General features: G+C 63.3%; 13 protein-coding genes, 1 riboswitch and 1 other annotated feature. Of the genes, 11 read left to right on the top strand and 2 right to left on the bottom strand.

All coding sequences use genetic code 11. The annotated features are described in order from the left end of the window. Nucleotides 1–334: 334 nt before the first annotated feature. Nucleotides 335–546, bottom strand: a riboswitch (cobalamin riboswitch). Nucleotides 547–636: 90 nt separating this feature from the next. After that, nucleotides 637–692, top strand: a sequence feature (sul1 is cis-regulatory element that is thought to sense ions involved in sulfur or methionine metabolism; They are found in Alphaproteobacteria). Between the two features lie 66 nt (nt 693–758). Next, nucleotides 759–2,237: a SulP family inorganic anion transporter gene (locus DEVEQU_RS02010; RefSeq protein ID WP_126148876.1), complete on the top strand. Its 1,479-nt coding sequence runs from the start codon at nt 759–761 to the stop codon at nt 2,235–2,237. Nucleotides 2,238–2,261: 24 nt separating this feature from the next. Here DEVEQU_RS02010 and DEVEQU_RS02005 read toward each other — a convergent pair whose 3' ends face one another. Next, the gene (locus DEVEQU_RS02005) at nt 2,262–2,831 is read right to left on the bottom strand and encodes a TetR/AcrR family transcriptional regulator (protein ID WP_126148875.1); all 570 of its coding nucleotides are present in this window, start codon (nt 2,829–2,831) and stop codon (nt 2,262–2,264) included. 144 nt (nt 2,832–2,975) lie between these two features. Between DEVEQU_RS02005 and DEVEQU_RS02000 the strand changes: the two genes are divergently transcribed. The 6 genes from DEVEQU_RS02000 (at nt 2,976) to ugpC (ending at nt 8,872) form a co-directional block, all read left to right on the top strand. Beyond that, on the top strand, nt 2,976–3,851 hold the full coding sequence (locus DEVEQU_RS02000) for a metallophosphoesterase (protein ID WP_126148874.1): 876 nt from the start codon (nt 2,976–2,978) through the stop codon (nt 3,849–3,851). Between the two features lie 25 nt (nt 3,852–3,876). Then, nucleotides 3,877–5,166 carry an ABC transporter substrate-binding protein gene (locus DEVEQU_RS01995; RefSeq protein ID WP_126148873.1) on the top strand — a complete coding sequence of 430 codons (1,290 nt, stop codon included), beginning with the start codon at nt 3,877–3,879 and terminating at the stop codon, nt 5,164–5,166. Between the two features lie 62 nt (nt 5,167–5,228). Continuing rightward, a complete protein-coding gene (locus tag DEVEQU_RS01990; protein ID WP_126148872.1) occupies nt 5,229–6,149 on the top strand; it encodes a carbohydrate ABC transporter permease in 921 nt (306 codons plus the stop codon). Continuing rightward, the gene (locus DEVEQU_RS01985) at nt 6,139–7,017 is read left to right on the top strand and encodes a carbohydrate ABC transporter permease (RefSeq protein ID WP_126148871.1); all 879 of its coding nucleotides are present in this window, start codon (nt 6,139–6,141) and stop codon (nt 7,015–7,017) included. Before DEVEQU_RS01990 ends, DEVEQU_RS01985 begins: the two co-directional genes overlap by 11 nt. Next, nucleotides 7,017–7,748 (top strand): tyrosine-protein phosphatase, encoded by a 732-nt coding sequence (locus tag DEVEQU_RS01980; RefSeq protein WP_126148870.1) that lies wholly within the window; start codon nt 7,017–7,019, stop codon nt 7,746–7,748. Before DEVEQU_RS01985 ends, DEVEQU_RS01980 begins: the two co-directional genes overlap by 1 nt. Next, complete coding sequence (gene ugpC / locus DEVEQU_RS01975) at nt 7,748–8,872, top strand: sn-glycerol-3-phosphate ABC transporter ATP-binding protein UgpC (protein ID WP_126148869.1); 1,125 nt, start codon at nt 7,748–7,750, stop codon at nt 8,870–8,872. The genes DEVEQU_RS01980 and ugpC overlap by 1 nt, the downstream gene beginning before the upstream one ends. A 113-nt stretch (nt 8,873–8,985) precedes the next feature. On the opposite strand, the gene DEVEQU_RS01970 is transcribed toward ugpC, so the two are convergent. Then, nucleotides 8,986–10,713: a M28 family peptidase gene (locus DEVEQU_RS01970; RefSeq protein ID WP_126148868.1), complete on the bottom strand. Its 1,728-nt coding sequence runs from the start codon at nt 10,711–10,713 to the stop codon at nt 8,986–8,988. A gap of 270 nt (nt 10,714–10,983) precedes the next feature. Between DEVEQU_RS01970 and DEVEQU_RS01965 the strand changes: the two genes are divergently transcribed. Genes DEVEQU_RS01965 through DEVEQU_RS01950 form a run of 4 tightly spaced genes read left to right on the top strand, consistent with a single transcriptional unit; the run spans nt 10,984 to nt 16,904 of the window. After that, the gene (locus DEVEQU_RS01965) at nt 10,984–11,631 is read left to right on the top strand and encodes a GntR family transcriptional regulator (RefSeq protein ID WP_164550201.1); all 648 of its coding nucleotides are present in this window, start codon (nt 10,984–10,986) and stop codon (nt 11,629–11,631) included. A 53-nt stretch (nt 11,632–11,684) separates the two neighbouring features. Then, nucleotides 11,685–13,514, top strand: a complete 1,830-nt coding sequence (locus DEVEQU_RS01960) for a hydantoinase B/oxoprolinase family protein (protein WP_206437768.1) — start codon at nt 11,685–11,687, stop codon at nt 13,512–13,514. Then, nucleotides 13,501–15,546: a hydantoinase/oxoprolinase family protein gene (locus tag DEVEQU_RS01955; RefSeq protein ID WP_126148866.1), complete on the top strand. Its 2,046-nt coding sequence runs from the start codon at nt 13,501–13,503 to the stop codon at nt 15,544–15,546. The genes DEVEQU_RS01960 and DEVEQU_RS01955 overlap by 14 nt, the downstream gene beginning before the upstream one ends. Then, on the top strand, nt 15,543–16,904 hold the full coding sequence (locus tag DEVEQU_RS01950) for a M20/M25/M40 family metallo-hydrolase (RefSeq protein ID WP_126148865.1): 1,362 nt from the start codon (nt 15,543–15,545) through the stop codon (nt 16,902–16,904). The genes DEVEQU_RS01955 and DEVEQU_RS01950 overlap by 4 nt, the downstream gene beginning before the upstream one ends. Nucleotides 16,905–16,946: the final 42 nt, after the last annotated feature.

Below are 16,946 nucleotides of genomic sequence, written 5' to 3'. Positions count from 1 at the left end.
CATGACAGCAGCCAGCAGCAACCGGCCGGCAAGCCGGCACGGTCCGCAGACCGGTCATAAACGCAATTCTCCTCCCCCGCGCTTTTGTGATGGCGGGTTCATTGTGGCGATGGTTCCACAGGCGCAGCAGCAAAACCTGCACAAAACTGCAGTATTTTTGACAGGGGCGAAGTACGGGCGAGCAAGACGCGACGCGGCCGGCCTCCGGCGCGGTTGGCACGCGGAAATTGCGAAACAGCCGCAAAGGCGGCAAGACAAGCGCGAGCGCTTTACGGCGCGCACCAGAATGTGGCGTGTTCATGCCCTGCCCCTTGCCGGAACACCTCGTCCGACTTCATGGTCTGTTGCCTGGGCAGGTCTCCTGGCTCACGGCTGATCATGCGCTGCGTCGTCTTCCCGGACCCGATCGATCCAGTGACATGGTGACGAAGCGCTCGCCGCTTACAGTTGCGAGGGCAGCCACGGCGTTGGCCCCTGATGGGTAGTCCGCACCGTGTTCCCTTTTAATCCGCGCGTCATGGCGGAACCAAAGCGGGCAATCCATCGCATGAGCGCGCCAACGATGCAAGCGGATGGGAAGCGGCAGTGGAGCCGCGCTTGCTTTTCCGGGTCATTTGGGCGAGAGAGAAGGCAGTCCTCGGACCCGGTGCAATTCCGGGTGGCTCTTCTGGCCGCCGATCCGCCAGACAATCCAGCATGCTATTTCCTAGCACACAACGCGCTCTCGCTTTCTGCGACTTCAGCCGTCTGGACCTTTCATGACCTTTGCACAATCCTTCCGCCGCGATTGGCTTTCCAATATTCGGGGCGATATCCTCTCGGGACTGGTGGTCGCCCTCGCGCTCATCCCCGAAGCCATCGGTTTTTCCATCATTGCCGGCGTCGATCCCAAGGTAGGGCTCTATGCCTCGGTGATCATAGCCATCACCATATCCTTTGCCGGCGGGCGTCCGGCGATGGTCTCAGCCGCCACCGCCGCCACGGCCGTACTGTTCGGTACGCTGGTGCGCGAGCATGGCCTCGACTACCTCCTCGCGGCCAGCATATTGGCCGGGCTGATCCAGATCGTGGCTGGCTGGCTGCGTGTTGGCGCAGTCATGCGCTTCGTGTCGCGCTCGGTGATGACCGGCTTCGTCAATGCGCTGGCCATCCTCATCTTCATGGCGCAACTGCCCGAGCTGATCGGGGTGTCCTGGCAGACCTATGCGATGATCGCAGGGGGCCTGGCCATCATCTATCTGTTCCCCCGCCTTACCCGGGTGGTCCCGTCGCCGCTCGTCTGCATCCTGGTGCTGACGGCACTGGCATTGATGTTCAATATCGACACGCGCAATGTCGCCGACCTGGGCGCCCTGCCCAATGCGCTGCCGGCGCTGCTGCTGCCCAATGTGCCGCTGAATTTTGAGACCCTGATGATCATCCTGCCCACTTCCGTAGCGGTCGCGGCGGTTGGTCTGCTCGAGAGCCTGCTCACGGCCTCCATTGTTGATCAGATGACCGATTCCAGCAGCAACAAGAACCGGGAAAGCGTCGGTCAGGGCATCGCCAATATCGCCTCGGGCCTGTTTGGCGGCATGGCCGGTTGCGCCATGATCGGCCAGTCGGTGATCAATGTGAAATCGGGTGGGCGCACCCGCCTTTCTACCTTTGCCGCAGGCGCGATTCTGCTGTTCCTGCTGCTGGTGCTTGGAGACTGGGTGGGGATGATCCCCATGCCGGCGCTGGTCGCCATCATGATCATGGTGTCGGTGGGAACCTTCAGTTGGTCCTCACTGCGCGATCTGGCGCATCACCCGCGCCGTTCGAGCATCGTCATGCTGGCAACGGTGATCACGGTGGTCGGTACACACAACCTGGCGCTGGGCGTCGGAGTTGGCGTGTTGCTGTCCGGCATCTTCTTTGCCTGGAAGGTGGCGCAGATCTTTCGCGTCACCACAACGCTCAGCGACGGCGTGCGGAGCTATCGCGTCGAGGGCCAGCTGTTCTTCGCCAGCGCCGAGGATTTCCTTGCCGCTCTCGACTTTACCGAACCGGTGGGGACAGTGCGCATCGACCTGACCGAAGCCCATCTGTGGGACCTTACCGGAGTGCAGGCCATCGACATGGCGGTGCTGAAATTCCGTCGGGCCGGAGCGGCAGTGGAGGTCATCGGGCTCAATGAGGCCAGCGCCACTATCATGGACAAGCTGGCCGAGCATGATCGGCCCGGCGCCATGGAACGCATGTTGGGCCATTGAGGCGGCGCAAGCAGGCCGACCAGCCTAGGCTTGGATAGCGTCCCAGCACATGTGGGCCACCAGCTGCCGGTCGGCTGCCGAGAGCGTCTTGCCGGTTTGGCGCAGGCGCTTGAGGGCGTTGCGGATGGAGCCGCGCACAAAACTCATGATCAGGGTGGGCGTACCCGACCGAACGACGCCCACCGCCTGGGCAGCGACAAGCATGTCGATGCCGTCCTGCACCAGGGGACCGAAGACCGACTTGGCGTCTTCCATTGAGATCAGAGGGTTGTTGTCGAGATAGTCGAACAGCCGCGCCCGCTCGGTGTCTTCCCAGATGAACTGCATATACCGCTCGATATAGAGGCGGACCCTGGCATCTTCCGCTAGTCCCGGCATGTCCGTCAAACTGAGGGCCGCGGCCATTTCAGCGCTGACCTTGGTGTAGACGCCGAGCACCAGGTCTTCCTTGCTGCGGAAGTAGTTATAAAGCGAGCCAGTGGCGACACCGGCTTCCTCGGCGATCGCCGCCATCGAGCATTGCAGGCCATTGCGGACGATCAGTCTGGCGGCAGCGTCGAGAATGCGCTGCGCCTTGTCGGGCACTACATCCATATTCTGAATGAACCTTCATTCACCTGTCATGAGGCGACGGTAACTCTGTCATCGCCGCTCCGCAAGCCCCCAACGAAAATAACGGCAAAACAAATAGTTACGGCGCATCCACGCTGCTTTTGACGCCATCGACAGGAGAAAGCCTTGTCCGCACCGACCACGTTCGTTCACCTCACCGACCTGCATGTGGGCAATCCTGCAGTGCAGGACGACCATCTGCATTCCGACACTACGGCAACGCTGCGCGCCATCCTTGCCGATGTGAAAAAACTCTCACCGCAGCCCGATTTCATCGTGGCCTCTGGCGATCTGACCAATCGCGGCGATGCCGGTTCCTACGAACACCTCAAGGACCTGATCGCCGAAGCCGGCCTCGACATGCCCATCCTGTTTGCCCTCGGCAATCACGACCGCCGCGATGGCTTCTATCCGGCCATGCTGGGGCGCACCTCGGAGCTCGATCAACCCTACGATCATTCGGCCGTCATCGGCGGGCTGCATGTGATCGTGCTGGATACCAGCGTGCCCAACAAGATCGGTGGCGCCTTTGAACCGGGGCAGCTCGACTGGCTGCTGTCTGAGCTCGGAAGCCATGCCGACCTGCCCAAGCTGCTGGTCATGCACCACGCCCCGGCGCTCGACACGCATGACCCCTCGATGGAGTGGGAATCGCTCTCCTATGCCGACACCGAGGCGCTGCGCCAGGCCGTTACCGGCAAGAGCGTCATCGGCATTCTTTCAGGCCATATCCACTATGACCGCGTCGCCAATTGGTATGGCATCCCGACCGTGGTGGGCATCGGCCAGCACGCTGCAACGGACGTCTTGTGGCTGCATGAAGGGCTGCGCATGCTCGAGGGCGCCGCCTTCGCCATCGGCAAAGTCCGCCCCTCCGGCCTCTCCATCACCTTCGCACCGCAGCCGGCCACGCGCCGGGAGATCGGCGGCTTCCGCTTCGCCGACATGGCCGAGATCCTGAAGAAATACGAAGCCGACACCACCGTCGCAGCCGCCGAATAACCCCAGCGAACGAGAAAGTCCCATCATGTTTCGCACCACGCTCCTGGCCAGCCTGCTGGCCCTTTCCACCGCCCTGCCGGTGCTGGCTCAGACCATGGCGCCCAGCATCGACCAGCCGGTAACCATCACCTTCTACAATTACAACCTGGCCTCGGCCGGCATCGGCGCGGACGCAACCCAGAAGCTCATCAACGAGTTCATGGCGGCCAATCCCAAAGTCACGGTCACCGGCATAGGCTATTCCAGCGCCGATTCCAGTCGCATTCAGGCCGACCTCGCCGCCGGCCAGCCGGTGGACCTGGTGCAGACGGTGTTTTCGGACCTCGACTTCTCGGTGCACAATTTCGGCGCCAAGGCGCTGGAGGACATTGCCCCGGCCGACGAAATCAGCGCGCATCTGGCCGGCATGCACCCCAATGGCACCAAGCTGGGCGTGCTGGACGGCAAGACCTATGGACTGGCCTATACCTTCTCGACCCCGGTGCTGTTTTACAATGCCGACCTGTTCCGTGATGCCGGGCTCGACCCCGATGCACCGCCGGCCACCTGGGAAGAACTCAAGGCCGACGCCCTCGCCATCGAAGACAAGACCGACGCCGAAGGCTTCTCTGCCGGGATCACCGGCCCGAGCGCAGCCGACTGGCTGTTCCAGGGCGTGGTGCGCTCCAACAATGGCGAAGTGATCTCGCGCGATCGCAAGACGCTCAAATTCGCCGAGCCGGAAGCGGTCGAGGCCGTGCAGATGCTGCGCGACCTCAACGATGCCGGCGTCTACGAAATCTACGAGGGGCTTGGCGCCGTCGACGCCATGGCGTCGGGCAAACTGGCGATGTATCTGCAGACCAGCGCCTTGCAGGCTGGTCTGGTGAAAGGGGCGGAAGGCAATTTCGAACTGCGCTCGGCCGCCATGCCGCGCTTCGGCGACAAGCCGACCCGCCCCAACAATTCGGGCTCGGCCCTGACCATCCACACCACCGACCCGCTCAAGCAGCGCGCCGCCTGGGAGTTGATGAAGTTCCTGACCTCCGAGCATGGCTATACCGTCATCACCTCGGAAATCGGCTACTTGCCGCTGCGCCCTGCCATCGTCACCGATCCCGCCTATCTCGCCGGCTGGATCGCCGAGCACCCGCTGGTGGCTCCCAATCTCGAGCAGCTTGACCGGCTCGAGCCCTGGGACCCGATGCCGGGCCCGAATTACCGCCAGATCGTCAAGACCATGATGGACGCCGTCGACATGGCAGTGTTCGGCGGGGCCGATGTGCAGGCGACGCTCGCCGATGCGCAGGCCAATGCCCAGGCGTTGATGCCCTAAATTTTCCGGCCCGCCATCACTGCGATGGCGGGCCCCTTTCGGTTTCCCAAGCGGAGCGTGCCATGGCCCTGGCCTCACAATCCCCGACCCGCCTCAGACGGATGACCCAGTCGCACTGGGCGCCCTGGCTCTATCTCGCCCCAGCTCTCCTGACACTCGTGGCCTGGATCTATTGGCCGCTGGTGGATGCCCTGCGCCTCAGCTTTTATCAGTGGAACATGCTGCCCACCTCGCCGCAGACCTTTGTCGGCTGGGAGAACTATGTGCGTATTTTCGCATTGCCGAAATTCTGGCAGGCGCTGCGCAATACCGGCATCTACATTCTGGGCCTATTGCCGCTGGCCGTCCTCGCCCCCCTGGCCATCGCCATCTATACCCATGACCTGCCGCAGCGGTCGCGCAATATCTATCGTGCTATCATCTTCGTGCCGATGATCATCGCGCCGGTTGTCGCCGCCGCGGTGTGGCGCTGGCTGCTCGACCCCGGCTATGGCCTGCTCAACCAGATGCTCAAGGGACTGGGCCTCAACCCGGTCAAATTCCTCTCCGACCCCAATATCGCGATCTGGACGGTGATCCTGATCACCGGGTGGAAACTGATGGGCTTCTCGACGCTGATCCTGTCGGCCGCCAATGCCAATATCAATCCCTCGCTGATCGAGGCCGCCCGCATGGATGGCGCCAGCAAGTGGGCAATCATCCGCGACATTCGCCTGCCGCTTTTGAGCTCGACCGTGCTGTTCCTCGTGGTGATGACCATCCTGCTCGGGGCGCAGTGGAGTTTTACCTATATCAATGTCCTGACCGGCGGCGGTCCGCTGGGATCGACCACCAATATCTATTATCTGCTCTGGGATTTCGGCTTTTCCACCATGTCGGTGGGCTGGAGCTCGGCGTCGGCGATCATCCTCTTCATTGGCTTCGGCGCAGTGGCCTTCGTGCTCTTCCGCCTGATCGACAGGTATTCCTTCCATGACCACTGAAGTGCTTCGCCCGGCACGCAGCATGGCGCCGGCGCGCCCGCTGCGTCGTATCTCGGAGAAATCCGGCCTCGACACGGCGGCGGGGCATCTGTTGATGGTGCTGCTGTCCATCTTCTGCCTGTTTCCGGTGTACTGGATGCTGGCCAGCTCGTTGCGGCCGGCCAACGCCATGTTCGAGACCAGCCTGTGGCCGACCACCATGTCGCTGGACAACTATACGCACGCAATCGACGCTATCCCGATCGCCCGCATGCTGATCAACACGCTGGTCTTCTCGGCGCTATCGACGATTTTCCAGCTGCTCACCGGCATTCTCGCCGCCTTCGCCTTTGCGCGCTGGACCTTCCGCTTTTCCCGGCTGGTCTATACGGCGGTGGCGCTGACCTGGCTGGTGCCCTTTCAGGTGGTGATGATCCCCAATTACCTGATGGTCGCCCAGATGGGGCTACTGGACAGCGTCATGGCGCTGATCCTGCCCAATCTGACCTCGGCGCTCGCCATCCTGCTGCTGGCGCAGGCCATGCGCGGCTTTCCCAAGGAGGTGGTCGAGGCCGCCCGCATGGATGGGGCGCGCAATTGGCGCATTCTCTGGGAGGTGATGGTACCCAATCTGCGCGGGACCATCGCCTCGCTCGCCATCCTCATCTTCATCTCGACCTGGAACGAATATTTCTGGCCGCTGCTGCTCAGTCGCACGGCGGAAAATTCGGTGATCCAGATCGGCATCCAGATGTTCATGACCGCCGAAGGCAATCAATGGGGTCCGCTGATGGCGGCCTCGACCCTGGCCAGCCTGCCAGTCCTGCTCATCTACATCGTCCTGCAGCGCCAGGTCGTCCAATCCTTCATGAAATCCGGTATCCGCTAATGCACACTACACGCCACCTGCCCGTTCCCGGCACCCACAATATCCGCGATCTCGGCGGCTATGCCACCGCTGTCGGCACAACGCGCTTTCGCCGCCTGTTGCGCGCCGACGCACTGCACCGGCTCGACGCGAGCGGCATCGAGAGCCTCCTCGCCTCCGGAGTGACGACCGTCATTGACCTGCGCCATAAGGATGAGTTGGCGCACCAGCCAAATCCCTTCGCCGGTCATGAGCATGTCGGCTATCACAATGTCTCGCTGTTCGATGGCCTGGCTCCCGATCTGATGGCCGATGGCGATGTGCTGCTTGAGCTATACATCCGGGCGCTGCAATCGCGGCAGGACAGCATCGCTGCTGTCCTGACCCACATCGCCGATGCGCCCGGCGGCGCCGTCTTGTTCCACTGCACGGCCGGCAAGGACCGCACCGGGATCATCGCGGCACTGCTGTTGAGCCTGGTCGGGGTCGAAGCCCAGGATATCGTCGCCGATTATGCCCAAACTGCTGCCCTGATCGCCCCCATCGTCGCCGATATCACCGCCGGCGCAGTGGCCCGCGGCGCCGATCCCGAGCGGTTCAAGCGCCTCCTCGCCTCAGACCCCGAGACGATGGTCGCGACCCTGGCCTTCATCGAGACCGAATTTGGCTCTGTGCCCGCTTATCTCGAACAGATCGGGTTGGGCGAGGATACCATCACCCAGCTGCGCCATCGCCTCCTGGGAGATTTTTGATGGCCGATCTCGTCCTTTCCAATGTCAGGAAATCCTATGATGGCAAGGCGGTGCTACACGGCGTCGATCTCGCCATTCCCGACGGGCATTTCGTTGTCATCGTCGGGCCATCGGGCTGCGGCAAGTCGACTCTTCTGCGCATGATCGCCGGGCTTGAGGACATCACCGCGGGCAGCATCGCCATCGGCGGCACGGTCATGAACGATATCGAGCCGGCCGATCGCGGTTGTGCCATGGTGTTCCAGAACTATGCGCTCTACCCGCATATGAGCGTGCGCCAGAACATCGCCTATCCGCTGCGGCTGGCAGGCCTGCCGGTTGCCGAGCGCAATGCGCGGGTCGAGCACGCCGCCAAGATCCTCAATCTCACCGATTATCTGGACCGCCGCCCGGCGCAGCTTTCGGGTGGCCAGCGCCAGCGCGTCGCCATGGGCAGGGCCATTGTGCGAGAGCCGGAGGTGTTCCTGTTCGACGAACCGCTCTCCAATCTCGACGCCCTGCTGCGGGTGCAGATGCGCATCGAGATCAAGCGGTTGCACAAGCGTCTCAAGGCGACCTCGATCTTCGTCACCCATGACCAGGTGGAAGCCATGACACTGGCCGACACGCTGATCGTGATGAATGGCGGCCGGGTCGAACAGATCGGCTCGCCCAGCGAGATCTATGGCCGCCCCGCCTCGGCTTTTGTGGCCGGGTTCATGGGTGCGCCGGCAATGAACCTCCTGCCGGCCACGGTGGGGACAGGTGGAGAGATTCTGCTCGATATCGCCGCCGATAGAGTAGCGCTCTGCCGCACGGCGCTGGCAGAAGGCACATTGGTGACCGTCGGCATCCGCCCCGAAAACCTCGTGCTCAGCAGCACGCCAGGCCTGGGCCTGCCGGCAACCGTGGAACTGGTTGAAGAACTGGGCGGTTCGCGCGTGGCCTATTGCAGCCTTCTCGGCCACGAAGTGTCGATCGTCCTGCCTGCGGGCGACGAGCCGCTGGACGGACGCACCGTTTGGCTAACCCTGCCGGTTCCGTCCCTGCATCTCTTCGACCGCATGTCCGGAGCCCGGATCGAGACCGAACGCGCGCCGCTTGCCGGGGTGAACACAACCAGGAGCGCCAGCGTGCCCGCCTAGCACGGCAGCGAATTTCTCAGCCCGCGCAAGCCGGCCCTTCCGACGCCGATGGCGCGCGGAATAGCCGACCAATGCTCATGCCGTTTGTCAGTCGGGGCCATCGGCAGATTGGTTCAATGCGCCGCGACCAGGCCTGCGGCCTGGCGCAATACTGATGCCGTGCGGTTGGCACCGCGTTGGAGTTGGATGCGGGCGAAACCGAGGGTTTCGGGGCCGTGGCTCCCGAGTTCGCCGGCAACGGACAATGCGGGAAGACCCGGCACAGGCAATGCGGGATCATGGGTGAAGCGCGGACCGCGGGTGTAGTTGAGCGGCACGAGAATGCGGGCGAGTTGCTGGATGACTGTATTGGCGCCGACTTCAGTGACGGCGCCAGCAGCGATGGCGGCATAGAAGGCATCGAGAGCCGCAGTGAGGCGCGTGAGTTCGGCTTCAACAGAATCGAGCAGATGCGCATCGTCACCGGCGGCCTTTTGATACTTGGCCAGGGTGACGGCGAACTCGGCAGCCGTCGCGCGCCAGTCGAAGGGCAGGATCGGCGCATTGGCCACTGCCATGATGCCGGCGAGATAGACCTTGATGTCGCGAAGGAGAATGTCGCGGTCGGCAATCTCCATCAGGTCGTTTTCGGTGTGCCAGGCGATGTTCCCGCCGCAGCCACCGACGGTGTAGTAGTTCATTTCCTTGCGCTTCTCGACCGTCATGGTCGAGGACAACATGAAGAAGCTGGAAATGCCGATATTGTTGAACGAATAGTCGCCGGCGCGCAGCGGACGCTCGCCATGGAACGGCAGGTCGGCGACATCGCGGATGATGTCGGTACACAGCACATTGGCCTCGCTCATCACCGCGACATTTTCATAGACATCGGCCCAGCGGCAGCCGGGGCTGTCGCAATTGACCTGGGCCACGCAATTTTCGTCGAGATCGAGGGCGAAGGCGTCGGCGTACCAGGCGGAGCCGGCATAGCGGCCGGTGGAATGGCCCGGCCACCAGGCGATGCGCACGGAGCGTCGGAGGTCGGCCCGATTGTGCCAGAGCACACGGGCGATTTCGAGCATGGCGGCATCGCCGGTTGCATTATCGCCGACCCCAACATCCCAGCTGTCATAGTGTCCGGCGAGCAGCACGAATTTTTCCGGTTCGAAGGCACCGGGGATATTGACCACCGGCACGAGCGACTTGAACCAGCCCTCCTCAAGCCGGGTGCTGATGGTGACGCTGCCGCCGGTTTTTGCCAGCGCGATCAGTTCCTGCCCATCCGGATGATTGACCACGGCGACGGGGATCGACGGCTTGCGCGGCAGGCCATCGAGATCGGGATTGCCCCAAATGGACGAGCAGATGCCCCAATGGCGGTCGATACCAGGATTGACGGCGATGACGCCGATGGCGCCCTTTTCCTGAAACTCCAGCACCTTGTTGGGCGAGGCAAAGCCGTCGGTCAAAACGATCTTGCCGCGAATGCGGTCTTCTGCCGCGGCAGCCTCGTCGCGGTTCTTCTCGTAGAAGCTGCCGACGCTGGCAGCCAGGGCGCCCGGCACGTGATGCAGGACGCCTGACATACCCTCGGGGCAACTCAGAGAATAGGCCGGCGGCTTGGACGCATAGAGCTTGCCATTGGCCTCTATGGAGGCCTCATAGGGGATTGAGAGGTAAAGCTGAGCCTCCAAAAGCTCGACCGGCACGCCAAGCGCCTCAAGGCGCCGCGCGATGTCATGGGCTGAGGCTTCGACATCTTCTGGTTTCCAACGGGGCATGGTGGAGAAGGCTTCCACCAATGGCCAGGCTGCGTCGACGTTGACCTGGGCGATGGCGTTCTTGATGGCGACGTCGAGCATGCTGATCCCTCACTCCATAATGTCGAGCTCCACGATGCCTCAGAATAAATTGTACGACAATCCAGATTGTACGACAATTTTCTGCTAGGCTTTGCGGGAGCGCCTCGCTACAGTCGCCGGCGAAACGCCGTGACACCGATTTGACCGCGGCGGCCAAATGCTGGATGACCGACCCATCTCGCTTGGGGACGACGGATACTGATGAGCGACTTGCGCCAGATCTTTCAGGGCTATCTATCTCAAATGGAAAATGCATCGACTGATGAGACGATGCAGCGACAACTTGTGCGCGACAAAGTCTTCGACGCGGTGCGCACAGCGATCATGGAAGGGCTCATCGCGCCGGACACGCGCCTCACCGAGCGCGAACTCTGCGAAGCATTTGACATCAGCCGCACCGTGGTGCGCGAGGTGGTGCGGCGCCTGGAGGCGGAAAAACTGGTCAGCGTTGTTCCGCATAGCGGCCTGCGCGTCGCGCGGCTGACCCGTAAGCATGTCCACGAGATCTACGAGATCCGTACCGAGCTCGAAGCCATCACCGTACGCAGCTTCCTCGCCTGCGCGACGGACGAACACATCGCCGAGGCCCAGGAATTCGCACGCAAGATGCTCGAAGCCGGCGCCAAGGGCGACAAGGTCGGCATGGCCGAGACCATGTCGAAGTTCCTGCGCTTCATGACCGATGTGGCGGATAACCAGATCGCGGCGGAAATGCTCGACCAGCTGCGTTCACGGGTCAACATGCTGCGCATCTACGCCATGGCCGAGCCGGGACAGCTCGAAACGGGTATGGAGGGCGTGCGCGCCATCATTGCCGGCATTACTGCGCGCGATATCGCTGCGGCGGAGCGGGCGACACGCATCTATGTCCGCCGATCGGCCGAGGCGGTCCTTCGTCATATGGACCGGGACGGCTGATCCACAGCGCCCTGGCAAACACTATTTCTTCGTTTCTCTCTGGAAGGCTTTTGATGACACCGCTCTCATCCGCCATGCCGGCACTGGCGCCGGACACAGCTCCCCTTTGTGATCCGGTGACGCTGGAAATCATCCGCGGGGCGATCATGGCCACTCAGCGCGAGATGGAAGCGCTGATCGAGCGCACCGCCATATCGGCCTTCATTCGCGAGAAGAAGGATTTCTACACCGCCCTCTTCGACGAACGCGGCGTGATGGCAGTGGGCTCGATGGTGCCGATTTTCGGCGATCTCACCTCGCCGGTGTTCGAGCATTTTCCGCGCGAGACGATGAAGCCGGGCGATCTCTATTGGTATAATGACTGCTATGGCTCGAAGGGCGCGGTGACGCATTCGAACGACCAGGTGCTGCTGGCGCCGGTATTCCATGGTGACCGACTCTGCGCCTTTGTGATGAGCTGGGCCCACTTTGCCGATATTGGCGGCCTGCATCCGGGCTCGATCAGCCCTGACGCCACCTCGATCTACCAGGAAGGCATCATCATTCCGCCGACCAAGCTGGTCGATGAAGGCGTGGTCAACGACACCGCCCTCGCCATCTTCCACCGCAATTCGCGTTTCCCCGCGCAGAGCGAAGGCGACATGTCGGCGCTGATGGCGTCGGTAAAACTCGGCGTCACCCGCGTCGCCGAAGTGGTGGCACGGCATGGGGCCGATGTGGTGTCCGACGCCCTGGCGCAGCTGCTGGACCGCACCCGCACGCTGGTGCGCCGCCGTCTCGCCGAAACCTTCGACTACGGCACCTATAAATTCTCCGACCAGATCGACAGCGACGGCCATGGCAATGGCCCGTTCAGCCTGCGCTTCGCCATCACCCGCGAAAAGGGCGCCAATGGCGAAGATCGGTTCATTTTCGACGCCACGGAGAGCGACGACCAGGCGCCGGGCCCGGTTAATCTCATCATGAACAAGGGCGTGCCCGGCATGGCGCTGGGGCTCTATTTCCTCGGCGGCGATCCCAGCCAGGTGGTCAATGCCGGCGGCCCGCTGGCCATTGACGAGGTGCGCCTGCGCGAAGGCTCGATCGTGCAGCCGCGTTTCCCGGCGCCGCTGGGCATGCGCGGCCTCACCATGATGCGCATGCTTGCCGTGCTCAATGGCCTGGTCAACCGCGGCAAGGGCGGTGCCCCGGCGGCCCATTCGGCCTATGTCGTCACCATCATGCGCGGCACGTTCGGCAAGGAAACCGGCACGCCAAAGCCGTTCCTGCTCGCCGACGGTATCGGCGTCGGCTATGGCGCCCGCGACTTTGCCGATGGCATCGACGCGGTCTACTTCGTGGCCCAGGAAAACTACCCCGTCGAGTTCCTCGAAGGCGGCTATCCCATCCGGCTGCGCCAATATGGCGTCGTGCCCGACAGCGGCGGTCCTGGCCGGTTCCGCGGCGGCACGGGCATCATCCGCGAATATGAGATCCTCGCCGACGAGGCGCTGCTCGCCATCCGCATCGATGGCGTCAAGAATCCGCCCTGGGGCTATGGCGGCGGCATGTCCGGCGGCGGTGGCTCCATCGTGGTCAATCCCGACACGCCCGAAGAGCGGCAGATCCCGCCACTTTCGGACGGCACCGCGCTCAAAAAGGGTGACATCCTGCGCATCCGCACCGGCGGCGGCGGCGGCATGGGACATCCCTATGATCGCCCGGCCGAACGCGTACTCGAAGACGTGCGCGGCGGCTTCGTCACCGCCGAGGCCGCGAAAACCTTCTATGGCGTTGTTATCGCCGACGATCAGCTCGACGCAGCGGCCACGGCCAGACTGCGCGCCGATCGCCCGGCCACCAAGCCGTTCCACCGCAAGACCTATATCGATGAGCTCGCCTGATATCGCCATGGAAAACCCAACCAATCTCGCCGTCGCTGTCGATATCGGCGGCACTTTCACTGACGTGGCGCTGGTCGATGGCTCCGGTCGCTCCTGGCGGGCCAAGACGCCTTCGATCCCATCCGATCCGTCGGAGGCCTTCCTCAACGGCATTCGCCTGGCGCTGCAACAGGCGGGGGCTTCCGCGGCCGATCTCGACCAGGTGCTGCATGGCACCACCGTTGCCACCAATATGATCCTCGAGGGCAAGGGCGCCCGCACGGCGCTGGTGACCACACGCGGCTTCCGCCATGTGCTGGCCATCGGCAGGCAGGACATTCCGCGCAAGGCCAATCTCTATACCTGGATCAAGCCGGTGCCGCCGGTGCCCTCGAGCCGCATCGTGGAAGTGAACGAGCGCATCGCCGCAGGTGGCGCGGTTCTCGAAACGCTTGACGAGGTCTCGGTCCGCTCGGCTGCCGCGCAAATCCGTGGCATGGACGTCGCCGCCGTCGCGGTCTGCCTCATCCACGCCTATGCCAATCCCGAGCATGAGCGGCGCGTTGCCGACATTCTGCGCGAGGAATTGCCGGAGCTGGCAATCACTGTTTCCAGTGACGTGCTGCCGGTGGTGCGCGAATATGAGCGCAGCCTCACCACTGTGCTCAATGCCACGGTGATGCCGGGGGTCACCACCTATGTGCGCAATCTCGAAAAGCGGCTGGAAGACGAGGGGGCGACTCCACCGCTGATGCTGATGCAGTCCAATGGCGGCGTTGCCGGGGCACCGAAAATCCGCGTAGCACCGGCGCTGACGGCCCTTTCCGGCCCGGCAGCCGGCGTTGTCGGCGCCCGTGCCGCTGCTGCAGCCTGCGGCATCGAGGATATCATCACCAACGATATCGGCGGCACCTCGGCCGATATCTGCCTGATCAAGGGTGGCCAGATCGGCCTCACCCAGCATGGTTCGGTCGGCGAGTGGCCCTTGGCGCTGCCCATGGTGGACATGATCACCATCGGAGCGGGCGGGGGGTCGTTGGCCCGCATCAAGGATGGCGCGCTGACCGTTGGCCCGGAAAGCGCCGGCGCCCGGCCCGGCCCGGCCTGCTACGGCCATGGCGGTACCGCGCCCACCGTTACCGACGCGCATGTGGCGCTCGGCCAATTGCCGGCGCGGCTTCTGGGCGGAAAGATGGTGCTCGATGTCGAGGCGGCCAAGCGGGCGGTGATGACCATTGCCGAACCGCTGGGGCTCGACCTCGAAACTGCGGCACGCGGCATTCTCGCCATTGCCGACAATCACATGGTCGGCGCCATGCGCGTGGTTTCGGTCGAACGCGGTCACGATCCACGCGATTTCACGCTCGTGCCCTTTGGTGGTGCCGGGCCGCTGCATGGCTGCGCCCTCGCCGAACTGCTCGGCATCAAGCGCGTCTTGATTACGCCCGCTCCCGGCGTGCTCTGCGCCGACGGCCTGCTGGCGGCCGATCTCAAATCCGAGTTTTCGCGCGCCATGGCCATTCCCGGCGCCATGGACGCAGAAGTGGCCGAGCCCATTGTCGCCGAGCTTGAGGTTCAGGCCAGGGCCTGGCTCGATGAGGAGGACGTGGCCCCCGAGGCGCGCGTCATCGAACGCGTCGCGCTGATGCGCTATGCCGGACAGGGCGGCGAGATCGCCGTTCCCTATGCTGCCGACAGGGCGCAGGTGGAAGCTAATTTCCAGACCGCCCACAAGGCGCTTTATGGTTTCAATCTCGGCGCACCGATCGAACTGGTAACGCTGCGCGTCCATGCCACCGGCATTGCCGTGGTGCCGCCGGCGGTGGAGCTTGCCCCCGGGACCACCACGGCGCCGGAGGAACATACGTCAGTCAGCATTGGTGGAAGGCAGGTCGACGTGCCGGTGCTCGACCGCGCCAAGCTCGGCGCTGGCGCCAGCTTCAGTGGCCCGGTCATCCTCACCCAGCTCGACTCCACGACCTTTGTGGCGCCAGGCTGGCAGGGGACCGTACATCCCTCGGGCGGTATTATCCTCACCAGGGAGGCCGCATGACCTCCCCGACACTCAGGCCGGTCTTCGACTATATCGGCGGCCGGCACGACGATTATGTCGCTCGCCTCATCGACTATGTGCGCAATCCGTCGATCAGCGCCCACAATATCGGCATAAAGGAAGTCTCAGAGCTGCTGGTGAACATGCTGGGCGAAATTGGCATGGAGGTGGAGGCGATTCCCACTAAGGGCCATCCCTTCGTCCTGGCGCGCTACATGGTCGATGCCACCAAGCCGACAGTGCTGCTCTATGGCCATTATGACGTGCAGCCGCCCGATCCGCTGGACTTGTGGGAAAGCCCGCCTTTCGAGCCGACCATTCGCAACGGACGCATCTATGCGCGCGGCGTGGGCGACAACAAGGGCCAGCATTTCGCCCAGATCATGGCCATCGAGGCGCATCTGAAGGTGCATGGCACCCTGCCCTGCAACGTGATCTTCCTGCTCGAAGGCGAAGAAGAGATCGGCTCGCCGCAGATCGCCAATTTCGTGCGAGACCACAAGGAGCAGCTGAAGGCCGATTTCGTGGTGACGGCCGATGGGCCGCTGCACGAATCGGGCAATTCGACGCTGACCTATGGCGTGCGCGGCATGACCTCGTTCGAGCTGCGCGTCCGCACGGCTAGCCGTGATGCCCATTCGGGCAATTATGGTGGGGTTATGCCCAATGCGATCTGGACGCTGGTGCATCTGCTCGCGACGATGAAGACGCCGGATGGGCGCATCACCATCGAGGGTCTGCACGACCAGATCATTCCGCCCACCGAAGCCGATATCGCCGCCACCAAGGCCCTGCCGCTCGATCTTCCGGCATACATGGCCGATATGGGGCTAACGCGCCTCGATGAACCTGCGGACCGGCCCTTCTGGGACCGGTTGATGTTCCATCCGACGCTGACGATCAATGGCCTGCATGGCGGCTATGGTGGGCCGGGCACCAAGTCGGTGCTACCCTGCGAGGCGGTGGCCAAATGCGATATCCGCCTGGTCGAGGCGATGACGCCGGAACATGTCTATGCCTGCGTCAAGGCGCATGTGGCCAAGCACGCGCCCGAGGTCGAGGTGATCACCTATGGCTCGATGTTGCCCTCGCGCACGCCGCTGGATGATCCCTGGGGCAAGCTGATCCAGGAGGCGATCGTGGAAGCCCGCGAGGAGAAGCCGCTGGTCTATCCATCGGCCGGGGGCAGCCTGCCGGACTATGTGTTCACCAAGGTGCTGGGTGTGCCGGCCTTCGTCATGCCCTATGCCAATGCCGATGAGGCCAATCACGCGCCCAACGAGAACATGGAAATAGCGCTGTTCCTCAAGGGCATCCGCACCGGCGCGGCGCTGCTCGACCGGCTCGGCCGCGTCTGAACCAAAGGCATGACTTTTGAGCGGCGGCTGGAGGGATCCGGC

Origin of the sequence: Devosia equisanguinis, from assembly GCF_900631955.1 — a bacterium.
In the GTDB taxonomy this organism is placed as follows: domain Bacteria; phylum Pseudomonadota; class Alphaproteobacteria; order Rhizobiales; family Devosiaceae; genus Devosia; species Devosia equisanguinis.
Note: the sequence above shows the minus strand (reverse complement) of the source record. Positions and strands in the feature narration are given on the sequence as shown.

Coding starts and splice junctions, on each gene's coding strand:
- DEVEQU_RS02010 (WP_126148876.1), top strand. CDS start 759: ATGACCTTTGCACAATCCTTCCGCCGCGATTGGCTTTCCAATATTCGG.
- DEVEQU_RS02005 (WP_126148875.1), bottom strand. CDS start 2,831: ATGGATGTAGTGCCCGACAAGGCGCAGCGCATTCTCGACGCTGCCGCC.
- DEVEQU_RS01995 (WP_126148873.1), top strand. CDS start 3,877: ATGTTTCGCACCACGCTCCTGGCCAGCCTGCTGGCCCTTTCCACCGCC.
- DEVEQU_RS01990 (WP_126148872.1), top strand. CDS start 5,229: ATGGCCCTGGCCTCACAATCCCCGACCCGCCTCAGACGGATGACCCAG.
- DEVEQU_RS01985 (WP_126148871.1), top strand. CDS start 6,139: ATGACCACTGAAGTGCTTCGCCCGGCACGCAGCATGGCGCCGGCGCGC.
- DEVEQU_RS01980 (WP_126148870.1), top strand. CDS start 7,017: ATGCACACTACACGCCACCTGCCCGTTCCCGGCACCCACAATATCCGC.
- ugpC (WP_126148869.1), top strand. CDS start 7,748: ATGGCCGATCTCGTCCTTTCCAATGTCAGGAAATCCTATGATGGCAAG.
- DEVEQU_RS01970 (WP_126148868.1), bottom strand. CDS start 10,713: ATGCTCGACGTCGCCATCAAGAACGCCATCGCCCAGGTCAACGTCGAC.
- DEVEQU_RS01965 (WP_164550201.1), top strand. CDS start 10,984: ATGCAGCGACAACTTGTGCGCGACAAAGTCTTCGACGCGGTGCGCACA.
- DEVEQU_RS01960 (WP_206437768.1), top strand. CDS start 11,685: ATGACACCGCTCTCATCCGCCATGCCGGCACTGGCGCCGGACACAGCT.
- DEVEQU_RS01955 (WP_126148866.1), top strand. CDS start 13,501: ATGAGCTCGCCTGATATCGCCATGGAAAACCCAACCAATCTCGCCGTC.
- DEVEQU_RS01950 (WP_126148865.1), top strand. CDS start 15,543: ATGACCTCCCCGACACTCAGGCCGGTCTTCGACTATATCGGCGGCCGG.